The organism is Nocardia sp. CDC519 (assembly GCF_059509835.1).
Genome location: NZ_CM183377.1, coordinates 2,901,635 through 2,920,564, shown reverse-complemented (window position 1 = coordinate 2,920,564; position 18,930 = coordinate 2,901,635). Strand labels below are relative to the sequence as shown.

Annotated in this window: 20 protein-coding genes; 8 read left to right on the top strand and 12 right to left on the bottom strand. The window is 68.6% G+C overall.

Annotated features, from left to right (window positions below):
* Positions 1 to 4: 4 nt before the first annotated feature.
* Positions 5 to 154: a hypothetical protein gene (locus AC5W7N_RS13155; RefSeq protein WP_194992635.1), complete on the bottom strand. Its 150-nt coding sequence runs from the start codon at positions 152 to 154 to the stop codon at positions 5 to 7.
* Between AC5W7N_RS13155 and AC5W7N_RS13150 the strand changes: the two genes are divergently transcribed.
* Entirely contained in the window at positions 153 to 1,103 is a 951-nt protein-coding gene (locus AC5W7N_RS13150) for an alpha/beta fold hydrolase (protein ID WP_194992636.1), read from the top strand. The genes AC5W7N_RS13155 and AC5W7N_RS13150 overlap by 2 nt on opposite strands.
* On the opposite strand, the gene AC5W7N_RS13145 is transcribed toward AC5W7N_RS13150, so the two are convergent.
* On the bottom strand, positions 1,041 to 1,265 hold the full coding sequence (locus tag AC5W7N_RS13145; RefSeq protein ID WP_228807108.1) for a LapA family protein: 225 nt from the start codon (positions 1,263 to 1,265) through the stop codon (positions 1,041 to 1,043). The genes AC5W7N_RS13150 and AC5W7N_RS13145 overlap by 63 nt on opposite strands.
* 352 nt (positions 1,266 to 1,617) lie before the next feature.
* On the opposite strand from AC5W7N_RS13145, the gene AC5W7N_RS13140 reads away from it, so the two are divergent.
* The 4 genes from AC5W7N_RS13140 to erm all read left to right on the top strand — a co-directional run bounded on the left by AC5W7N_RS13140 (position 1,618) and on the right by erm (position 6,489).
* The gene (locus tag AC5W7N_RS13140; RefSeq protein ID WP_194992637.1) at positions 1,618 to 2,037 is read left to right on the top strand and encodes an ankyrin repeat domain-containing protein; all 420 of its coding nucleotides are present in this window, start codon (positions 1,618 to 1,620) and stop codon (positions 2,035 to 2,037) included.
* A gap of 80 nt (positions 2,038 to 2,117) precedes the next feature.
* Positions 2,118 to 4,367: a protein kinase domain-containing protein gene (locus AC5W7N_RS13135; RefSeq protein WP_495923837.1), complete on the top strand. Its 2,250-nt coding sequence runs from the start codon at positions 2,118 to 2,120 to the stop codon at positions 4,365 to 4,367.
* Between the two features lie 94 nt (positions 4,368 to 4,461).
* Positions 4,462 to 5,397 carry a tetratricopeptide repeat protein gene (locus tag AC5W7N_RS13130; protein WP_194992937.1) on the top strand — a complete coding sequence of 312 codons (936 nt, stop codon included), beginning with the start codon at positions 4,462 to 4,464 and terminating at the stop codon, positions 5,395 to 5,397.
* A 276-nt stretch (positions 5,398 to 5,673) separates the two neighbouring features.
* Complete coding sequence (erm, locus tag AC5W7N_RS13125; RefSeq protein ID WP_195007084.1) at positions 5,674 to 6,489, top strand: 23S ribosomal RNA methyltransferase Erm; 816 nt, start codon at positions 5,674 to 5,676, stop codon at positions 6,487 to 6,489.
* A gap of 59 nt (positions 6,490 to 6,548) precedes the next feature.
* Here erm and thpD read toward each other — a convergent pair whose 3' ends face one another.
* From thpD to AC5W7N_RS13090, 7 genes are all read right to left on the bottom strand, one after another.
* Positions 6,549 to 7,421, bottom strand: coding sequence for an ectoine hydroxylase (gene thpD / locus AC5W7N_RS13120; RefSeq protein WP_175585801.1), 873 nt, complete (start codon positions 7,419 to 7,421; stop codon positions 6,549 to 6,551).
* 14 nt (positions 7,422 to 7,435) lie between these two features.
* A complete protein-coding gene (locus tag AC5W7N_RS13115; protein WP_014351408.1) occupies positions 7,436 to 7,831 on the bottom strand; it encodes an ectoine synthase in 396 nt (131 codons plus the stop codon).
* 11 nt (positions 7,832 to 7,842) lie between these two features.
* Positions 7,843 to 9,105 carry a diaminobutyrate--2-oxoglutarate transaminase gene (ectB, locus tag AC5W7N_RS13110; RefSeq protein ID WP_163810834.1) on the bottom strand — a complete coding sequence of 421 codons (1,263 nt, stop codon included), beginning with the start codon at positions 9,103 to 9,105 and terminating at the stop codon, positions 7,843 to 7,845.
* A complete protein-coding gene (gene ectA, locus AC5W7N_RS13105) occupies positions 9,105 to 9,569 on the bottom strand; it encodes a diaminobutyrate acetyltransferase (protein ID WP_228807129.1) in 465 nt (154 codons plus the stop codon). Before ectA ends, ectB begins: the two co-directional genes overlap by 1 nt.
* Before the next feature lie 279 nt (positions 9,570 to 9,848).
* On the bottom strand, positions 9,849 to 10,907 hold the full coding sequence (locus AC5W7N_RS13100) for a HAMP domain-containing sensor histidine kinase (RefSeq protein WP_194992714.1): 1,059 nt from the start codon (positions 10,905 to 10,907) through the stop codon (positions 9,849 to 9,851).
* A 23-nt stretch (positions 10,908 to 10,930) separates the two neighbouring features.
* Positions 10,931 to 11,641: a response regulator transcription factor gene (locus tag AC5W7N_RS13095; RefSeq protein WP_163810828.1), complete on the bottom strand. Its 711-nt coding sequence runs from the start codon at positions 11,639 to 11,641 to the stop codon at positions 10,931 to 10,933.
* A gap of 155 nt (positions 11,642 to 11,796) precedes the next feature.
* Positions 11,797 to 12,108 carry a hypothetical protein gene (locus tag AC5W7N_RS13090; protein WP_014351414.1) on the bottom strand — a complete coding sequence of 104 codons (312 nt, stop codon included), beginning with the start codon at positions 12,106 to 12,108 and terminating at the stop codon, positions 11,797 to 11,799.
* Positions 12,109 to 12,346: 238 nt separating this feature from the next.
* Here AC5W7N_RS13090 and AC5W7N_RS13085 point away from each other — a divergent pair, with 238 nt between their 5' ends.
* On the top strand, positions 12,347 to 12,685 hold the full coding sequence (locus AC5W7N_RS13085) for a hypothetical protein (protein WP_014351415.1): 339 nt from the start codon (positions 12,347 to 12,349) through the stop codon (positions 12,683 to 12,685).
* 27 nt (positions 12,686 to 12,712) lie between these two features.
* Here the strand turns inward: AC5W7N_RS13085 and AC5W7N_RS13080 are convergent, their stop codons facing one another.
* The 3 genes from AC5W7N_RS13080 to AC5W7N_RS13070 all read right to left on the bottom strand — a co-directional run bounded on the left by AC5W7N_RS13080 (position 12,713) and on the right by AC5W7N_RS13070 (position 16,985).
* On the bottom strand, positions 12,713 to 13,729 hold the full coding sequence (locus AC5W7N_RS13080) for a PP2C family protein-serine/threonine phosphatase (RefSeq protein WP_194991440.1): 1,017 nt from the start codon (positions 13,727 to 13,729) through the stop codon (positions 12,713 to 12,715).
* A gap of 204 nt (positions 13,730 to 13,933) precedes the next feature.
* Positions 13,934 to 15,307, bottom strand: a complete 1,374-nt coding sequence (locus AC5W7N_RS13075; RefSeq protein WP_194991439.1) for an FAD-dependent oxidoreductase — start codon at positions 15,305 to 15,307, stop codon at positions 13,934 to 13,936.
* A gap of 121 nt (positions 15,308 to 15,428) precedes the next feature.
* Entirely contained in the window at positions 15,429 to 16,985 is a 1,557-nt protein-coding gene (locus AC5W7N_RS13070) for a flavin-containing monooxygenase (protein WP_194991438.1), read from the bottom strand.
* 95 nt (positions 16,986 to 17,080) lie between these two features.
* On the opposite strand from AC5W7N_RS13070, the gene AC5W7N_RS13065 reads away from it, so the two are divergent.
* Positions 17,081 to 17,716 (top strand): TetR/AcrR family transcriptional regulator, encoded by a 636-nt coding sequence (locus tag AC5W7N_RS13065; RefSeq protein ID WP_375139367.1) that lies wholly within the window; start codon positions 17,081 to 17,083, stop codon positions 17,714 to 17,716.
* A 55-nt stretch (positions 17,717 to 17,771) separates the two neighbouring features.
* Positions 17,772 to 18,917: an LLM class flavin-dependent oxidoreductase gene (locus AC5W7N_RS13060; RefSeq protein WP_194991437.1), complete on the top strand. Its 1,146-nt coding sequence runs from the start codon at positions 17,772 to 17,774 to the stop codon at positions 18,915 to 18,917.
* Positions 18,918 to 18,930: the final 13 nt, after the last annotated feature.

The window sequence follows — 18,930 nt, the reverse complement described above, 5'->3', positions numbered from 1 at the left end:
TCGTTCACCCAGAGTCGACACCCGCCGACAGTTCGACCACAGTATGGTTCAGCTCGGCGCGCAAGGTGCGCACATCGGCGCTCGCCGCCGTCAGGTCGGCATCGCAGGTGCACGGCGCGGCGGCCGCGTCATCCGGCGACGAGGGTGGAGTCATGGACGCGGAACTGCGCGAATGGAAAGACGGCGGACAGTATTTCGACTTCCTCGGCTTCGACGTGTTCTACCGGGTCGCGGGCAGCGGACCATTTCTGCTCCTTGTCCACGGCTACCCGTTCAACTCCTGGGACTGGGCCCCGCTGTGGGATCGCCTCACCGAGCGATACACCGTGATCGCCCCCGACATGCTCGGTATGGGATTTTCCGCCAAGCCGGTGGCCGCCGATTACTCGGTCCCGGCGCATGCCGATATGCACGAAGCGCTGCTCGCGCACGTGGGCGTCACCGAGTGCCATGTCGTCGCACACGATCTCGGGGTGTCGGTGGCCCAGGAAATGCTGGCCCGGCACGAAAGTTCCACGCAGTCGATGACGCCCTATCGGCTGCGCTCACTGACCTGGCTCAACGGCGGGCTCTTCATCGAGTCCTACCGTCCGCGCCTGGTCCAGCAGCTGCTCTCGACACCGCTCGGTGACGTGGCGGGCCGATTCCACAAGCTGCTGCTGTCCAAGCCGATGCTGGCCCGGTCGATCGATGAGATGTTCGGCCCGGCCACCAAACCGAGCCCGCGGCTGCTCGAGCAGTTCGACCAGATCATGAACTACAACGACGGCGCCCGCGTCACCCATCTGGTCGGCCGGTTCGTGCGCGATCGGCTCACCTACCGCAACCGCTGGGTGCGCGCCATGCGCGCGACCTCGGTGCCGATGCGGTTGATCAACGGTCCCGCCGACCCGAATTCGGGCAGGCATATGGCCGAGCGCTACCGCGAGGTGATCCCGGATCCCGATGTGGTGATGCTGCCCGACGCCATCGCGCACTGGCCGCATATCGAGGCCCCCGACGCGGTGCTGGCCGCCATCGTCGACCACATCGCCGCCGCCTCAGCGACGTCGGCGCATGGTCAGCACTCCGGCGGCCCAGCCGACCAGGAAGATGGCCAGTAGCGCCACCCACATGGGTGAGGTGATGGTGATGGCCAGAATGTCGATCGACACCTTGCCGCGGTTCTGCAAGATGAAGATGACGGCGAGGATCGTCAGCACCAGCGCCAGCCACTGGGTGGGTGATATCCGCTGCAGGATCGAGCGCTTCTCGGAGGTGTTCATGGCCACTCCCATCTACCCGACAGGGCTTTGCGCCTCAGTATGGCCGCTGCACACCCGCCGAACCCGGTAACGACCCGTGCGCGGTCGCGGGGGGCCGGGCTGCCGTCAACACCCCTGCCACTGGTGTAACGGGTGCCGGGACCCGGCCGCTGTAACCAGTGGGGGGCCGCTGCGATTCGTGCCGACACCTGAGAGGTTCTGCCATGGTTCATCCGACCGTCGTCCCGTCCAACCCGGTCGAAGCCCTCCTGATGGCGCTGTCCTGGCTGGTCTGCTCGATATCCGCCGGAGAGGGCTGCGCGATCATCCAGTGACGCCCGGCGGTGGCCGCCCGGCTGGTAGTAATGGAACGATGACTGCCGACAACGGCTCTGCCCCCGATTCCGGCGATCCCGGGATCGACCCCGAACTGGTCGAACTGGCCACCGCGGTCTTCGCTCTTGCGCGCACCGGCGCCGCCGATCAGCTGGCCGCCTACCTCGATGCGGGTGTGCCGGTGAACCTCACCAACGAGCGCGGCGACACCTTGCTCATGCTCGCCGCCTACCACGGTCACCGCGCGGCGGTCGGGGTGCTGTTGGCGCGCGGGGCCGACCCCGACCGCGCCAACGACCGCGGCCAGACCCCGCTGGCCGGGGTGGTGTTCAAGGGCGAGAACGAGATCGTGCGCGATCTGCTGGCGGCCGGCGCCGATCCGGACGCGGGCACCCCATCGGCGCGCGAGGCCGCGACCATGTTCGGCAAGACCGAGCTGGTCGAGCTCTTCGGCTGAGGACCGCACCGGTCACGACCACGCCGACGCGACCAGGAAAGAAGCCGACGCGCCACCGCTGACGGCGTTACGATGCGCACATGGCGCACTCCGCCCCGCCTGCCTCCGGGGTGACCGTCCAGTCCGACCGGTCGCCGGAGGCATCGCGTGGCAACCAGGTCGCCGAGGTCGTCGAACGATTCGCCCAGGCGTGGCAAGAAGGCGACAGCCCGCCGGAGCTGCGCAACTATCTCCCCGACGCGCCCGCGATCCGGCGGGTCTCGCTGATCGAACTGATCAAGATCGATCTGGCCAACCGCTGGCAGCGCGGCACCGCACCGAAACGGCTGGCCGAATACGTCGACGAACTACCCGAGCTGCGCACCTGGCCGCTGCCGCCGGACCTGATCTACGAGGAGTTCCATATCCGCCGCCGTTCGGGCAGCTCCGTCGACGTCGGCGAGTACACCGCCGCCTATCCCGAACAGGCCGAACAACTTTCGCAACTGCTCACCACCGAGGACTATCACAGCACCCTGCTCGGCGGCCGGGCCGAGCCGGCGAATCTGGACGAGCTGGAGGTGGGTCAGCGCATCGACGACTTCGACCTGATGACCAGCCTCGGGAGAGGCGCGTTCGCCCGCGTCTTCCTGGCTCGGCAGCGGTCCATGCAGCGGCTGGTGGCGGTGAAGATCTCCCGCGACAAGGGCACCGAGCCGCAGACGCTGGCCCAGCTCGACCACGACTACATCGTGCGTGTCTTCGATCAGCGCGTGATCGACGGTCCAGGGTTGCGACTGCTCTACATGCAGTACGTGCCCGGCGGCACCCTGCTCACCGTGCTGGAGCGGGTACGCAACACACCGGCGGCGCAGCGCAGCGGGCAGCTGCTGCTCGATGTCATCGACGCCGTGCTCGCGGGCAATGGCGAGATCCAGCCTGCCGAATCACCCGTGCGTGCCGAACTCGCGAAGCTGTCCTGGCCGGAGACGGTGGCCTGGCTGGGGCGCAGGCTCGCCCAGGCGCTGGACTACGCCGGCGGGGTCGGTGTGCTGCACCGCGACGTCAAACCGGCCAATGTGCTGCTCACCGCGGAGGGTGTGCCGAAGCTGGCCGATTTCAATATCAGCTTCAGCGGCAATGTCTCCGGTGACAGTCCGGTCGCCTACTTCGGCGGCTCGCTGGCCTACATGTCGCCCGAACAGCTGTCGGTGGTGCATCCGGACCGGCCCACCGCCGCCGCCGACCTCGACACCCGCAGCGACCTGTACTCGCTGGCCGTGGTGCTGTGGGAATTGCTCACCGGGCGCAAACCCTTCGGCGAGGAGAACGCCGTCGGCGGCGATCGCACCGCCCTCGACTCCATGCTGGACCGGCGCGCGCACAGCCCACAGGACCTGCCCTACCAGGACCTGCCGCCCGGCACGCCCGCTGCCCTGCGACGCGCGTTGGTGCGCGCACTCGAGCCGGATCCGGCCGCACGCTGGGAACGCGGCGCCGATATGGCCCAGCAATTGCAGGTCTGCCTGGACGCGCGCGCCCGCGATCTGGTGGACCCGCCTCCGGGCAGCGCTCGGTTACGGGCCCGCAGCTGGGTGCATCCGATCATGGCGCTGGCGATCGCGGTGCCCAACCTGCTGGCGATCCTCTACAGCTACAACCACAACCGGACCCTGATCATCAGCAAACTCGACGCGGACGCGCAACGCACCTTCGATCGTGTCGCCTGGACCAGCTACGGCGTCGGCTTCCTGATCGGGGCGATCGTGACCATCGCGCTGGTGATGCATCTGTGGCTGATCATGTACGGGTTGCGCCACGGCAAGGTCTACGACGCGGCGGCGCTGGCGCGGGCCCGCTCGGACACGCTGCATTTGGCCAGCCGCAATGTGCTCACCTGCTTCGTGCTGTGGGTGATCACCGGTATCGCGGTGCCGGTCTCGGTGCAGCTGTCGGGCAGTCGGATCAGCGCCGAATCGTCGGCGCATTTCTTCCTCACCCAGATCGTCTGCGGCGCCATCGCCATGGCATACCCGTACTTCCTGGTGAGTTTCTACGCGGTGCGCTGCCTGTATCCGGCGTTCCTCCCGTTGGGCGGGCTCGGCGCCGACGACAGCAGGCAGCTGCGCGCGCTGGACCGGCGCAGCACCTATTTCCTGACCGTCGCCGCCGCGGTGCCGCTGCTCGGCGCGGCCGGGGTGACCTTCATCCCGTCCGCCGATATCGACGCGGTGATCGTGCCGCTGCGGGTGCTGTGTTTCGGCGGGGCGCTGGCCTTCGTCGGCGTGTACTGGTTGTTCCGGATGCTGGAGCGGGATCTGGCGGCACTCGAACGCATCGTCACGCACTGAAACGCCGCGAAATCGCGGGCGTCGGCGAGTACGGTATAGCCGCCGCGCGGGGTCGAGCGCGGTGATCGGGTATCGGGGAAAGGCGGGGCTAGGCATGATCGAACCGGTTACGTCGACGGTCGCACCGGCGACCGGCACACCCTCACTCGCCGGACCCGAACTACCCCTGGCCGCCCGGTATCGCAGCGCCGACCCGATCAGCTGGCAGGGCAGCATGGTGTATCCGATGTACACCGAACAGCTCACCGGTTCGGCCACCACCCTCACGCTGACCTTGCTGTCGGCGACCCCGCCGCCGGGCGTGCGCGGGCTCGGCGTCGGGCTGTCCATGGTCGACGGCTATGTCGGCGTCGACCGGCGCACGCTGGCGGGGGTCGACGTCTGGCGCGACGCCCTCGAACGCGGCATCTCCGTCGAGTTGTCGGCCGCGCGCCGGGGCGCCCTGTATTCGCTGACGCCGGTCTGGCGCGATACCGACGGTGCCGCCAGGTCCTGGTCCGGCAATTACGGCATCGTCGTCGAGCGCGCGGCGGGCGGGCGCATCGTGTTGTGGTGCAGCCTGGGTGCGGGCCCACCGCATTTCGCCGACCTGGTCGTCGAGGTGAGCGCCGCACCCGCCGACACCACTCCGCTGCCGGCCGTCGGCGGCGCGAAGAGCCGCACATCCGCACCGAACGCCGAGGCCGATGCGCCCGGCGAACGCGACTATCGCAGCGCGCTCTACGACCTCGGCGTCGCCATGTTCGCCCGTGGCGAGGAGGAGCAGGCGTGCGAGCTGTGGTCGCAGGCGGCGGCGGGCGGGCACGGACCGGCCGCCTATGACCTCGGCGTGGTGCGGTACCGCCAGGGTGAGTTCGACGAGGCCGAACGGTACTGGCGCATCGCCGCCGAGCAACGGGGCGTGCGCGCGATGGCGGGGCTGGCCGAACTGCTGCAACGGCGCGGCGCCGGCACCGAGGCTCAGTTGTGGCGCACCCGTGCGATCACCGCGAAGACCGTCGCGGAATCGCTGTCCCGGCGCGCGGTGTGAACGCCGGGAATTCGGTGGACGTGGCATGGAACGCCCGTCTATGGTGGCCGCCATGAGTGGCATCACATGTCGGCACGCGGCGTGCGCGGCCGTGTACTTCATCCGCCTGCGCACGGTGGCCCGGGCTCTGCCGGTGCACCGCATCGCGCGCTGACCAGACCGCCGATCCCAGCGAACACTCACCCGCGGTTCTGGTAACCGTCGTCTCCACGTGCCCCGGCATGGGTCCGGGCGAATCACGCGTTCCGATTCGTCCACTCCATTCGGAGGACTCCCATGTCCCGCACACGTTTCCCCTCGCTTGCCAGGGGCACCAGCACGCGCAAGCAGCTGTCGCAGAATTTCCTCGTCGATGCGCGGGCCGCGCAGGCCGTCGTCCGCGCGGCCCGCGTCCGCGCCGGCGATACGGTGCTCGAGATCGGCGCCGGTGACGGCATGCTGACCCGTCAGCTACTCGATCACGGGTATCGAGTGATCGCCTACGAAAAGGACCGCTATTACGCGCGGCGGCTGCATGCCCGATACGCGGGCGATCCGCGAATCCGGGTGATCCACAACGACTTCCGCCGCGCGAGCGCACCAGATCGGCCGTTCGCGGTGGTCGCCAATATTCCGTTCGGCATCAGCACCGACATCCTGCGCTGGTGCCTGGACGCCGAGCGGCTCACCTCGGCGACGCTGCTCACCCAACGGGAGTTCGCGCGTAAGCACTCCGGCGATTACGGCCGGTGGAGCAAACTCACCGTCGCCCACTGGCCCGCGACGACGATGACGCTCGGCCCGCACGTCCATCGCAGCAGCTTCGAGCCGGTCCCCCGGGTCGATGCCGCGGTGCTGCGCCTCGCGCGGCGCCCGCAGCCGCTGCTGACCCGACCGGAAACCGCCGGCTATCGCACGATGGTCGAACTCGGCTTCTCTGGCGTCGGCGGATCGCTGGCGGCCTCGCTACGCCGGCGCTACCCCGCCACCGCGGTCCGCAAGGCCTGCGCCGCGGCGGGAATCGAGACCGACGAACCGGTCGGGCTGGTGCACCCGGACAGCTGGATCACCCTGTACCAGCAGTTGCGCCGGGTGCCCGCACACGCGCGCTGACACGCGGCGGCGGCGGGAAGGGATCGCCTTCCCGCCGCCGTCAGGACGCGACCGTTGGCTCAGATCGGCGTGAAATCGCGGCTGGCGATATAGGTCGGGCGCCGCGCCGGAGCCGCGAACGGCTCCTCCAGGGTGTTCTCCACGCTGTTGAACACCAGGAAGATGTTCGAACGTGGGAACGGCGTGATGTTGTTGGCCGACCCGTGCATGATGTTCGAATCGAACACCAGCGCCGACCCGGCCCGCCCGGTGAACTGCGCGATACCGTACTTGTGCGCCAAGTCCTCGATATCGGCCTGGGACGGGACCCCGATCTGCTGTTCCCGCAACGATTCCCGATAGTGGTCGGCCGGTGTCGCGCCTTGGCACGGCACGAAGGTGCGGTGCGAACCCGGCATCACCATCAGGCTGCCGTTGAACGGGTAGTTGTCGGTCAGCGCGATGGAGATGCTGACCGCGCGCGGTGACGGCATGCCGTCTTCGGCGTGCCAGGTCTCGAAATCGGAGTGCCAGTAGAAGCCCGTCCCGCCGAAGCCGGGCAGGTAGTTCACCCGGCTCTGATGCAGGTAGACCTCCGACCCGAGGATCTGCCGGGCCAGGCCCGCGACCCGCGGCTCGGCCGCCAGTTCCGCGATCGCGGAACTGAGCCGGTGCACCTCGAACACCGACCGCACCTGATTCGAGGATTTCTCCACGATCACCCGCTCGTCGCCGCGCAGTGCGGGATCGCCGGCGAGCCGGTCGATCTCCCGGGCGAAGCGCGCGACTTCCTCCGGGGAGATCAACTGGTCCAGGATCGTGTACCCGTCGGTGTCGAATCCGGCGAGCTCGGGTGCCTCGATTCGACCCCACACCGTCGCGTCGTGGCGCTCGAGGTGCGGCGCCGGTTCCGGGGTGCGGGTCGGGTAGTGATCGATCCGATTATGTGCCAACGTCGCGTCCTTTCTCAGCTGGCCGGAACGGCGACCAACGGATAGACGCCGTTCTCGTCGTGAACCTCCTGCCCGGTGACCGGCGGATTGAACACGCACATCATGCGCATCCGGGTACGCACCTCGAGCTGGTGCTTTTCATGGCCGTCGAGCAGATACATCGAACCGGGGCCCAGTTCGTAGGTCTGATTGTTGGTCAGATCGGTCAGCGTGCCCTCGCCCTCGACCAGCCAGACCGCTTCGACGTGGTTCTGGTAGTGGAAGACGTGGGTGGTGCCTGCCTCGATGGTGGTCTCGTGGAAGGAGAACCCCACCCGGTCGCCGCCGAGCACGATCCGCTTGCTGCGCCAGCCGGTGCCGGCCACATCACGGTCGGTTCCGGTGATTTCTTCGGTGGTACGCACGATCATGGTTGGCCTCCTCAGGCGCCGCAGACGGTGTGGACTGCGCCGGTCAAGATCTGCAATCCATGGTCGAGCTCGTCCTCGGTGATGGTCAAGGGGGGCAGGAGCTTCACGACCTCGTCGGAGGCGCCGGAGGTCTCGGCCAGCAGACCGCGTTCGAAGGCGACCTGGCAGACCTTGCCCGCCTGCGAGGCGTCGTCGAAGACCAGGCCGTGCACGAGGCCACGGCCGCGCGTCGAGATGCCCGGCAGGCCCTCGCTGATCGCGCCGAAGGCCTGGGCGATCTGCTCGCCCTTGGCCTCGGTGGCGGCTTGCAGCGCGCCATCGGACCAGTAGTGCTCCAGCGCCACCTGGGCGGTCACGAAGGAGGGATTGTTGCCGCGGAAGGTGCCGTTGTGCTCGCCGGGGGCCCAGACGTCGTGTTCGGGCTTGAACAGCACCAGCGCCATCGGCAGGCCGTAACCGCCGATCGACTTGGACAGCGTGACGATATCGGGGGTGATGCCCGCCGATTCGAAGGAGAAGAACGGGCCGGTGCGCCCGCAACCCATCTGCACATCGTCGACGATGAGCAGGATGCCGCGCGCCTCGCACAGGCTGGCCAGGTGCCGCAGCCACTCCGCCCGGGCCAGATTCACGCCGCCTTCGCCCTGCACGGTCTCCACGATGACCGCCGCGGGCCGGTCGAAGCCCGAGGACGAGTCGTCGAGCACCCGCTCCATCCACTGGAAATCGGCGGTGGTGCCGTCGAAGTAGCCGTCGTAGGGCATGGGGGTGGCGTGGTTGAGCGGCACGCCCGCACCCGCGCGCTTGGCGGCGTTACCGGTCACCGACAGCGCGCCGAGGGTCATGCCGTGGAAAGCGTTGGTGAAGCTGAGCACGGTCTGGCGGCCGGTGACCTTGCGGGCCAGCTTCAACGCGGCCTCGACGGCATTGGCGCCCGTCGGTCCGGGGAACTGCACCTTGTAGTCCAGTCCGCGCGGAGCCAGCAGCGTGTCACGCACGGTTTCCAGCAGTTTCCGCTTGGCGACGGTGGACATATCGAGCCCGTGGGTCACGCCATCGGAGGCGATGTAATCGATCAGGGCTTTCTTGAGGATGGGATTGTTGTGCCCGTAGTTCAGGGCGCCGGCGCCGGCGAAGAAATCGAGAAAATCCTTGCCTTCTTCGTCACGCAGCCAGGCACCTTTCGCGGTTTCGAAAACCGTGGGCCAGGAGCGGCAGTAACCACGCACATTCGATTCCAGTGCGTCGAAGATCGTCGTGTCAGCGGTGATCATCATAGATCCCTTTCAGTTTTACGGGCGATCGGTGCGATTCGGTACAGGTCCTCGGCGATATGGCTGTCGGGAAAATCGCCGGGAGTGAACAACTCGGTCTTGGTCATCTCCGCGCCGCGGCGCCGCGCCAGTGCGGCGAACATCGCGATGGAGGCCGGGTTGTCCGGTGAGACGGTCGTCTCCAGGGCGTCGACGCCGTGTCCGCCGGCGTCGATCAGGTTGTCCACCAAGCGATCCAGCATCGCGACGCCGAGTCCGCGGCCACGCTGATCATGATCGACGGCGACCTGCCAGACGAACACGGTACGCGGGGACTCCGGGCGCAGATACCCGATCACGAAGCCGACGACCCGCCCGTCCACCTCGGCGACCACCGAGGTGGCGGCGAAATCGCGGCACCACAGCAGATACGCGTAGCTGGAATTGGTGTCCAGCACCTGCGAATCCTTCGCGATACCCCACATGCGCGCCCCGTCGCGAATTTCCGGGGTCCGCAGAACCGGGGCGCCGGCGGGCTGCCGGTGCGATCCGGAACGGGTCGCCGCGGAATCGACGCGCGCTGGGTCGTCGGTCTGTGTGGGCAAAGCTTGCGTTGACATACAACTCCGAGGTCGATGTTCAGTACTTTCCCAGGCTTACGAATGAACTTTGAGCTGACCTGGTCGAGGACTTTACGATTGTGTTACGGCCGTGTGACGCCGTTCATGAACTCCGCAATTTCGGGATATACCTCACGTTTCAATTCACTCGATGGCGGGCAAGCGAATGGTGAATCGGGCGCCGCCGCCGGGGCGGGCGCCGCATGCCACCGTGCCCTTGTGGGTGGCGACCGTTTCGGCCACCAGTGCCAGTCCGATACCGGTACCGCCGTCGGCCTTGCGGCGGCTGGTGCGCGCGGTGGCGAACCGTTCGAAGATGCGATCGCGGTCGGCCGGTGGCACGCCGGGGCCCGCGTCATCGACGGCAATGACCGCGTCGCAGCCCTCGCGGTGCACGGTGACCGCGACCACTCCACCGCCGTGCCGATCGGCGTTCTCCAGCAGGTTGACCACCGCACGCTCGAGTTCGAGTTTGCGGCCGCGGACGATGACGTCCTCGGTGACCGTCAGTAGCTCCACCGGGTGCCTGCTGCCACGCAGGGTGTGGGTGAGCAACTCGGCGACCGACAGCGGGTCGGCGTCACCGTGATGCATGCCCGCCTCGACCCGTGCCAGCGCCAGAAGGTCGTCGAGCAGCCGTCGCAGGTGATCGACCTCGGCGGTGACCAGGGCCAAGGCCCTACGCGAACGTTCGGGCAGATCGTCGCGGTGCCTGTTCAACACCTCCACGCTGGCGGTGAGGGTGGTCAGCGGGGTCCGCAGCTCATGGCTGACGTCGCCGAACAGCCGGTGTTCGCGGTCGATGCGCCGTTGCAGCGAATCGACCATCCGGTTGAACGAGTCCACGGTGCTGGCCAGGTCCTGGTCGTGGGTGTCGGGCAGGCGGATGCCGAGATCACCGGAGGCGATCTTGGCTGCCGCCTCGGCGACATCACGCAGTGGTCGCAGTACGCGGCGCCCGACCCAGATCCCGACCGCGGCGCCGAGCATCGCGGCCACCAGCGCGCAGCAGATCACCAGCACCGGGCGGTTGACGACCCGCTCACCGAGGGTGACGCCGTCGTCGCCCAGCCGGGCGAAGACCAGCAGCACCAGGGCGAGCGACATCAGGCCCGAGGTCGCCGCGAAGGCGATGGTGACCCGGCCGCGGAGGCTCCACACGCCAGGGTCGAGCCGGGTGCGGACGCGTTCGGCGTTCGTCATCGACGCTGAGATGGGCGGCCCGCTCAGCGTTGCACGTCGAGCCGGTAACCGAGGCCACGCACGGTGACCACGATCCGCGGGTCGGACGGATCGCGTTCGATCTTGGTGCGTAACCGGCGCATATGCACATCGACGATGCGCTCGTCACCGAAGAAACCACGATCCCAGACCCGCTCGAGCAGCACCGATCGGCTCAGCACCCGGCCGGGCACCTCGGCCAGCTCGCACAGCAGGCGGAACTCGGTCAGCGTCAGCGCGATCTCCTCGTCGCCGCGGCGGACCGCGCCACCGTCGGGGGCGAGGATCAGCGGCGCGTCGGGATCGGCGTCCAACACCACTTCGACCGGCGCTTCCCGCTCGGCCGAGAGCTGGGCACGGCGACGCAGCGCCCGCATCCGGGCGGTGATCTCCTTGATCTCGAAGGGCTTGGTGACGAAGTCGTCGGCGCCGGCCTCCAGCGCGGCCACCACGTCATGGGTGTCGTCACGGGCGCTGACCACGATGATGGGCACGTCGTGATCGCGGCGGATCTCACGGATGCAGGTGAACCCGTCCATGCCGCCCAGCATCAGATCGACGATCATCACATCGGGTACGCCGTTGCTGCGCAGATGGTTGAGCGCGTCCTCGGCCTCCTCGGCTTCTTCGACGTCGTAGCCCTCGTCCTCCATGGCCAGGCGCAGTGCGCCTCGGACCCTGTCGTCGTCTTCCACGATCATCAGGCTCGCGCTCAATATTCAAATCCTTTGCAGATACGCGGAGCGCATCGCGGCGCGGAGGTTCGCATCCCCAGACCGACGCGATGTTCCGCTTTTCAGCTTTTCTCGAGCAACTTTCCGGTAACAGTAGTGCCCTGTATGCCCGATTGCTAAACCTCGAGTGAGATCGCTCACCGAACTGGTCGGTCAGGACGCTCCAGCCGGAAGAAGTTGCTGGGGCTGCCGTCGGGGCGTCGTTCCTGGTAGCGGAAGCACAGCTGACGTGCGTCGAAGGTGGCGAACCAGTCGTCCCAGTCGACGGGCAGCAATCCCGCGCCGCCGTAGCGCGGGAAGTCGAACCGCAACACTTCGACGCGTCCGTTGTAGTCGCTGCCGGGCATGGTGGCCGGGTTGGCGCCGCGCCTCTCGGCCCAGCGACGGATGACGTCGTGGTTTGTGGTGACCATGGTCTGTCCCGGACCGGCCGATGGGCCACCGTTCATGACGAACCTCCTCGCGGTAGGTGCGTGCGTAGCGGTCACCGATGAGCGAACCGTCGAGACGATCGCACCGGCTCGCCGACTTGATACCCGTGCCCGTTCGGCGACAAACCACCGGACAGGCAGCTGTCCGCCGATGCCCTGGTGGCGGGCGTCTCGATTGTTTCGGCGAACCCGGGGTACTCGGCCAGTGTCACCATCCGGACACTCACCCCGGATCATCGACCGGAAGGAGAACGCGATGGCAGCCGGGCCCGACGATTCGACCAGGGGTTTCCACCGGGACTCCCCGCACGTTCCCGAACATCATTTCCCGGACGACACCCGAACCACCCGCGCGCATGCGGGCGAGGCGATGGAGGACGTGCGCAACTGGCCGGGCATCGTGATGTGCGCGCTCGGGTTGGTGGCCGTCGCGCTGACCTTGACCGCGGCGGGCTACGGCTATGAGGGCTGGGCGATCGTCGGCGGTATCGCCGCGGCCGTCCTGCTGATCGGCGGTGTGGCCGTTATCGCGCTCGAACATCGCCGGGTGAAGGCGATGCACGGGCACAAGCTCACCGACCAGCAGGGTCACTGACCGTTTGCCGCCGTGCGCCGGGCCGGCTCAGGTGGGTCCAGGACCGCCCACCGGTACCAGCGCCACGGTGATGTTGTCGCCGCCGCCGCACGCCACCGCGTAATCGGCCAGATCCCTGGCCGCGAGGGCGGGCGGCTTCGCCGTGGCTATCGCGGCCAGCGCGACGGGATCGGGCAGATAGTTCCACAGTCCGTCGCTGCACAGCAGCAGCACGCCGGGGCCGGCGCACCGGAAGCTCTGCACGCTGCGGGTCGACCACGGTTGCTGGTCGTAGTCGGCGCCGAGCCAGCGCAGCAAGGTATGCGCGCGCGGGTCGTTCATGGCGGCGGCTTCGTCCATGGCACCGGCGTCGACGAGGGCCTGGGCCCAGGAGTCGTCGAAGGTGAGCCGCCGGGAGGCGGGTTCGGCGTCGTGGTCGGTGTCACCGGGGACCAGCCAGTAGGCCCGGCTGTCGCCGACGTTGGCGACGGTGATCGTGGCGTTGCCTGCGCCGTCGTCGTGCACGATGGCGCCGACGTAGGTGCACGAGGGTGAGTCGCCGTCGATCGCGGCGATAGCGCGGACCGCGGCCACCGCGGCGGCCAGGCCCGCGGTGGCCGCTTCGTCGTCGGGTCTGCCCTCGGCCAGCGCGGCCAGGCAGGCGTCGACGCCGGTGCGTGCGGCGGTGCCGGACGCGGCTTGCGGATTCGGTGACGACGACACGCCATCACACACCACGGCCACCGTGGCGGGCGCACGGCCGGGCGCGGGCACACCCACGCCCGCGGCCACCGCGTCCTCGTTACGTGCGTGTGCCACACCGCGATCGGTCACCAGCGCGACGGCGCCGAGGTCGGCCTCGAACCGGTCCGGCGGGCCGGGCACATGGGCGCGACCGGGATGGGCCGGTCGCGGGTCCGGCTCGGCCGCGGCCTCCGCGTGCGGTAAGGCGACGCGCCGCACCTGCTCCGCACCTCCGCCCGCCTCGGGGGTCTGCGCGGGCGCGGGGATCGGGGTGGTCAGAAACTCCGAGCTGCCCAGGCCCGCACCGGCTTCCGGGCTCACCTGCGCACCGCCGCGCGCGCCGCGCCACCGGCACGTCGTCCACGCAGTGGTAAACCCCTGCTGTCCCAGCGGCTGTTCACCGATTCCCCAGGCTGCACCGCGCCCCCCCTTCTGATCATGGTTGTCGATCGACGATAGTACGGGAGCGGTGACCGGGTGTGCCCACAGATCGCCACGATGGGTCCGCGCGGTATTCCGGGCGGATCAGCCGCGCTCGCGCACGGCTGTGACGGCCTTGCGCGCCGCCACCAGTACCGGGTCCCAGACCGGCGAGAACGGCGGCGCGTATCCGAGATCCAGCGCCGTCATCTGCTCGACGGTCAGCCCGGCCGTGAGCGCGACCGCGGCGATATCGACGCGTTTGCCCGCACCCTCCCGGCCGACGATCTGCACACCGAGCAGCCGGCCGGTGCGGCGTTCGGCGAGCATCTTCACCGTCATCGGTTCGGCACCGGGGAAATAGCCGGAGCGGCTGGTCGATTCGATGGTGACGCTCACGTATTGCAGGCCGATGGCGCGAGCGTCCTTCTCCCGCAGCCCAGTGCGCGCCACCTCGAGATCGCAGACCTTGCTCACCGCGGTGCCGACCACGCCGGGGAAGGTCGCGTAGCCGCCGCCGATATTGGCGCCGATGATCTGGCCGTGTTTGTTGGCGTGGGTGCCGAGGGCGATGTGCCGGTCGACGCCGGAGACCAGGTCGAGCACCTCGACGCAGTCGCCGCCGGCCCAGATGTCGTCGCGGCCGCGCACCCGCATGGACAGATCGGTCAGCAGGCCGCCGTGTTCGCCCAGCGGCAGTCCCGCGGCCTCGGCGAGGGTGGTCTCCGGCCGCACGCCGATGCCGAGAACCACCACGTCGGCGGGATATTCGGCCTGTGCGGTGACGACCGAGCGCGCGCGGCCTGCGGCATCGGTGCCGATGGCGGTGACCTCGGCGTTGCCGACGACCTTGACGCCCATGCCGCCCATCGCGGTGCGCACCAGCGCGCCCATGTCCGGATCCAGCGTCGACATCGGCTCGGGACCGCGGTTGATCAGGGTGACCTCGAAGCCGCGGTTGATCAGCGCCTCGGCCATCTCGACCCCGATGTAGCCGGCGCCGACCACGACCGAGCGCCTGCTCTCGGCGCGTTCGAGGGTGTCGATGAGCGCCTGGCCGTCGTCGAGGGTCTGCACGCCGTGCACGCCCTCGGCGTCGATGCCCGGTAGCGGCGGGCGAATGGGGCGGGCGCCGGTGGCGAGGACGAGTTTGTCGTAGTCGGTCCAGGATTCGGCGCCCGAATCCAGCTCACGTGCGCGCACCCGGCGCCGATCGATATCGATGTCGACCACCTCGGTGCGCATGCGCAGATCGATATCGCGGGCCCGATGCTCCTGCGGCGTGCGCGCGATCAACGCATCGCGATCGGTGACATGGCCGCCCACCCAGTACGGAATGCCGCAGGCGGAGTAGGAGGCGAAATGCCCGCGCTCGAACACGACGATCGACAACTCGCCGGGCCCGCGCATCCGGCGCGCCTGCGAGGCGGCCGACATGCCCGCCGCGTCACCGCCGATGATCACCAGTCGCTCGCTCATACGGCCACGCTACCGAGCGGGCGCTGCCGTCGACGGCATTCGGCGTGCCACCGGTGGATGGTGCGCGCGCACGACGGCGCCGGCCGCCTCCCGCAGGGCGCGACCGGCGCCGGATATCGAATCAGGCCGTGCGCGTACCGATCAGCGGCAGCCGGTCGGCGGCCTTGCCGAGCACACCGCGCGGGCCGGACGGCCGCAGACCGGTCACCGTGCCGCCCGAGGCGTCGGTGAATTCGAGCGCGTCGTCCTCGACGGGGCTGTTCCGCAGGTAGGCGCGGTCGCGGTAGTAGTTGTTGATCACCTTCCACGGCCCGCGCGCACCCTGGCGCGGCATGACGCCGTCGCCGCGCTGGATGTAGCCCGAGGTCAGGGCGCCGCCCATGAGCGAATCAGTGGACCGATCGGCCTCATCAGCGCGCGGAACGACCTGGGTGAAGCCCTTGTCGCGCATGTAGTTCAGCAGCTTGCAGAAGTACTCGGCGGCGAGATCGGCCTTCAGCGTCCAGGAGGCGTTGGTGTAACCGAGCACGACCATCGCGTTGGGCACGCCCTCGAGCAGGGCACCCTTGTAGAGCACGCGATCCCGGGTGGCCACCGGTTCGCCGTCGACCTCGAGGGCCGCGCCGCCGAGCATCTGCACGTTGAGGCCGGTGGCGCTGATGATGATGTCGGCGGGCAGCTCCTCGCCCGAGGAGAGTTTGATGCCGGTCTCGGTGAAGGTCTCGATGGTGTCGGTGACGATCGAGGCCTCACCCGACTTCAGCACCTTGAACAGGTCGCCGTTGGGCACCACGCACAGCCGCTGATCCCACGGGTTGTACTTCGGCGTGAAGTGGCGCATGTCGACATTCGGGCCGACCGCGAGGCGCACCGCCGACAGCAGCAGTTTGCGGGCCACGTCGGGCTGCTTGCGCGACAGCTCGTAGGTGGCGCGCTGCAGGGCGATATTGCGGGCGCGGCCCAGCTTGTAGGTCAGCGCGGCGGGAATGCGGGCGGCGTTGAAGCCGACCGAGACCGGGTCGTCGCTGGGGATGGCCGCGATGTAGGTGGGCGAGCGCTGGAGCATCGTGACGTGCTCGGCATCGGGTGCCATGGCCGGGATCAGCGTGATCGCGGTGGCGCCGGAGCCGATGACGACCACGCGCTTGCCCGTGTAGTCCAGGTCCTCGGGCCAGTGCTGCGGGTGCACCAGCCGGCCGCCGAAGCGTTCCTGACCGGGGAAGGTGGGCTGGTAGCCCTTGTCGTAGTCGTAGTAGCCGGTGCAGCCGATGAGGAAATTGCTGGTGTGGATCTCGGTCTCGCCGGTTTCCTCGTTGAGCGCTTCGACCGTCCACTGGCCGGCCTCGCTGCACCAGCTCGCCTTCACCATCTTGCGGCCGAAGCGGATGTGCTCGGTGACGCCGTATTCGGCGGCGGTCTCCTCGACGTAGCGGCGGATGCTCGGTCCGTCGGCCAGCACCTTGGTCCCGGTCCAGGGCCGGAAGCCGTAGCCGAAGGTGAACATGTCCGAATCGGAGCGGATGCCCGGGTAGCGGAACAGATCCCAGGTGCCGCCGATGGCGGTGCGCCGCTCCAGGATGGCGAAGCTGCGTCCGGTCTGCTCCTTGGCCAGATGGCAGGCCGCGCCGATTCCGGACAGGCCAGCGCCGATGATCAATACGTCGACATGCCGCGTCATGAGTTCCTCGTCTGGTCGCACCCGGACGCCTTCGTCCGAGTTCCATCTGACTTTACACTTAGTCAGATGCCTGGAATCATGACAGAATGTCGGCCGTGAGTCCAGCACGCGTCTACGGGGGCCTGACCGCCGAGCAGCGACACGATCAACGTCGCGCCCGGTTGATCGAGGCCGCCACCCTGCTGCTGGGCACCCGCGGTGCCGCCGAGACCACGGTCACGGCCGTCTGCGCGGAGGCCAAGCTGACCTCGCGGTACTTCTACCAGCACTTCAGCGACCGCGACGCGCTGCTGCGCGCGGTGGCGGTGGAGTTGGAATCCATCCTGCGCCGCGAGGTGGAACTGGCCGCACCCGCCGATGGGGCCGCACCGGATGAAGTGGCCAGGGCGACGGTCGGTGCGTTCGTCCGGATGATCGCCGACGATCCGGTGATGGCGCGGATCCTGTTCATCGAATCCGCGGCCGAACCGGTCATGCGCGAGCTGCGCAGCGAGATCATGACCCGGTTCACCGACTTGGTGCTCGCCCATGCCCGGCGCTACCTGCATCTGGCCGAATCCACCATCGCGGTGGCACATCTGGGATCGACGCTGGCCGTCGGTGGCCTGTTCGAGGTGCTGCGGCGCTGGCTGGACGGCGAACTGGACTTCGATGCCGAGCAGATCATCGAGCACAGTGCGGGCCTGTTCGGGTTCCTGGCCGCCTATGTGAGCGTCGTGCAGCCGGATTAAAACCGCGCTGGTTGCAACCCGTGACGCGGCGCTGCCCGCATTCGACGATGAGCGGATGAGCCTGTCGTTTCATTGGTTCCTGCCCACCTACGGCGACTCCCGCGGTCTCATCGCGGGCGGTCACGGTACCGCCATGTCCGGTGACCGGCCGGCCAGCCTGCGCTATCTGAATCAGATCGGCGCCGCCGCGGAGGACAACGGCTTCGAAGCTGTGCTGACCCCGACCGGCGCGTGGTGCGAGGACGCCTGGCTGACGACCGCCATGCTGGTCGAGACCACCGAGACCTTGAAATTCCTGGTCGCGTTCCGGCCCGGGTTGATCAGCCCCACCCTGGCCGCGCAGATGGCGGGCACTTTCCAGCGCCATTCGCGTGGACGGCTGCTGCTGAACGTGGTGACCGGCGGCGAACCGCATGAGCAGCAGGCCTACGGCGATTTCCTCGACAAGACCCAGCGCTATGCCCGCACCGGCGAATTCCTCGATGTCGTCCGGCAATTGTGGACCTCGGCCGAACCGGTGAGCTTCGACGGCGAGCACATCCAGGTGCGCGAAGCGCTCCTGAACAATCGTCCCGACCCGGTGCCGCCGATCTTCTTCGGCGGCTCCTCCGAACCGGCGGGCCCGGTGGCCGCCCGGTATGCCGACACCTATCTCACCTGGGGTGAGCCGCTGCTGGCGGTGAGCCGCAAGCTCGAGTGGATCCGCGGGCTGGCCGCCGAGCGGGGACGCAGGCTCGATTTCGGGCTGCGCATCCATGTCATCAGCCGCGATACGTCCGAGGAAGCCTGGGCCGAGGCCGATCGGCTGCTCGCCGGTATCGATCCGGCCGACGTCGAACGGGTGCAGGCCAATCTCGCGCGCAGTGAGTCCGAGGGGCAGCGGCGGATGCTCGAACTGCACGGCGGGCGCACCGACCGGCTCGAGATCGCGCCCAATCTCTGGGCCGGTGTCGGACTGGTGCGCGGCGGTGCGGGCACCGCACTGGTCGGCTCCCACGCCGAAGTGGCCGAGCGGATCGCCGAATACGCCAGGCTCGGCATCGACCACTTCATCCTGTCCGGGTATCCGCACCTGGAAGAGGCGTACTGGTTCGGCGAAGGGGTGCTGCCGATCCTGGAACGCAAGGGGCTGTGGCGGCATCCGAACCGGCGCGAATTCGCGTCCACCGGGACACCTTTCGCGGCCTCGGCCAGTAGCTGAGGGGCCGGGAACG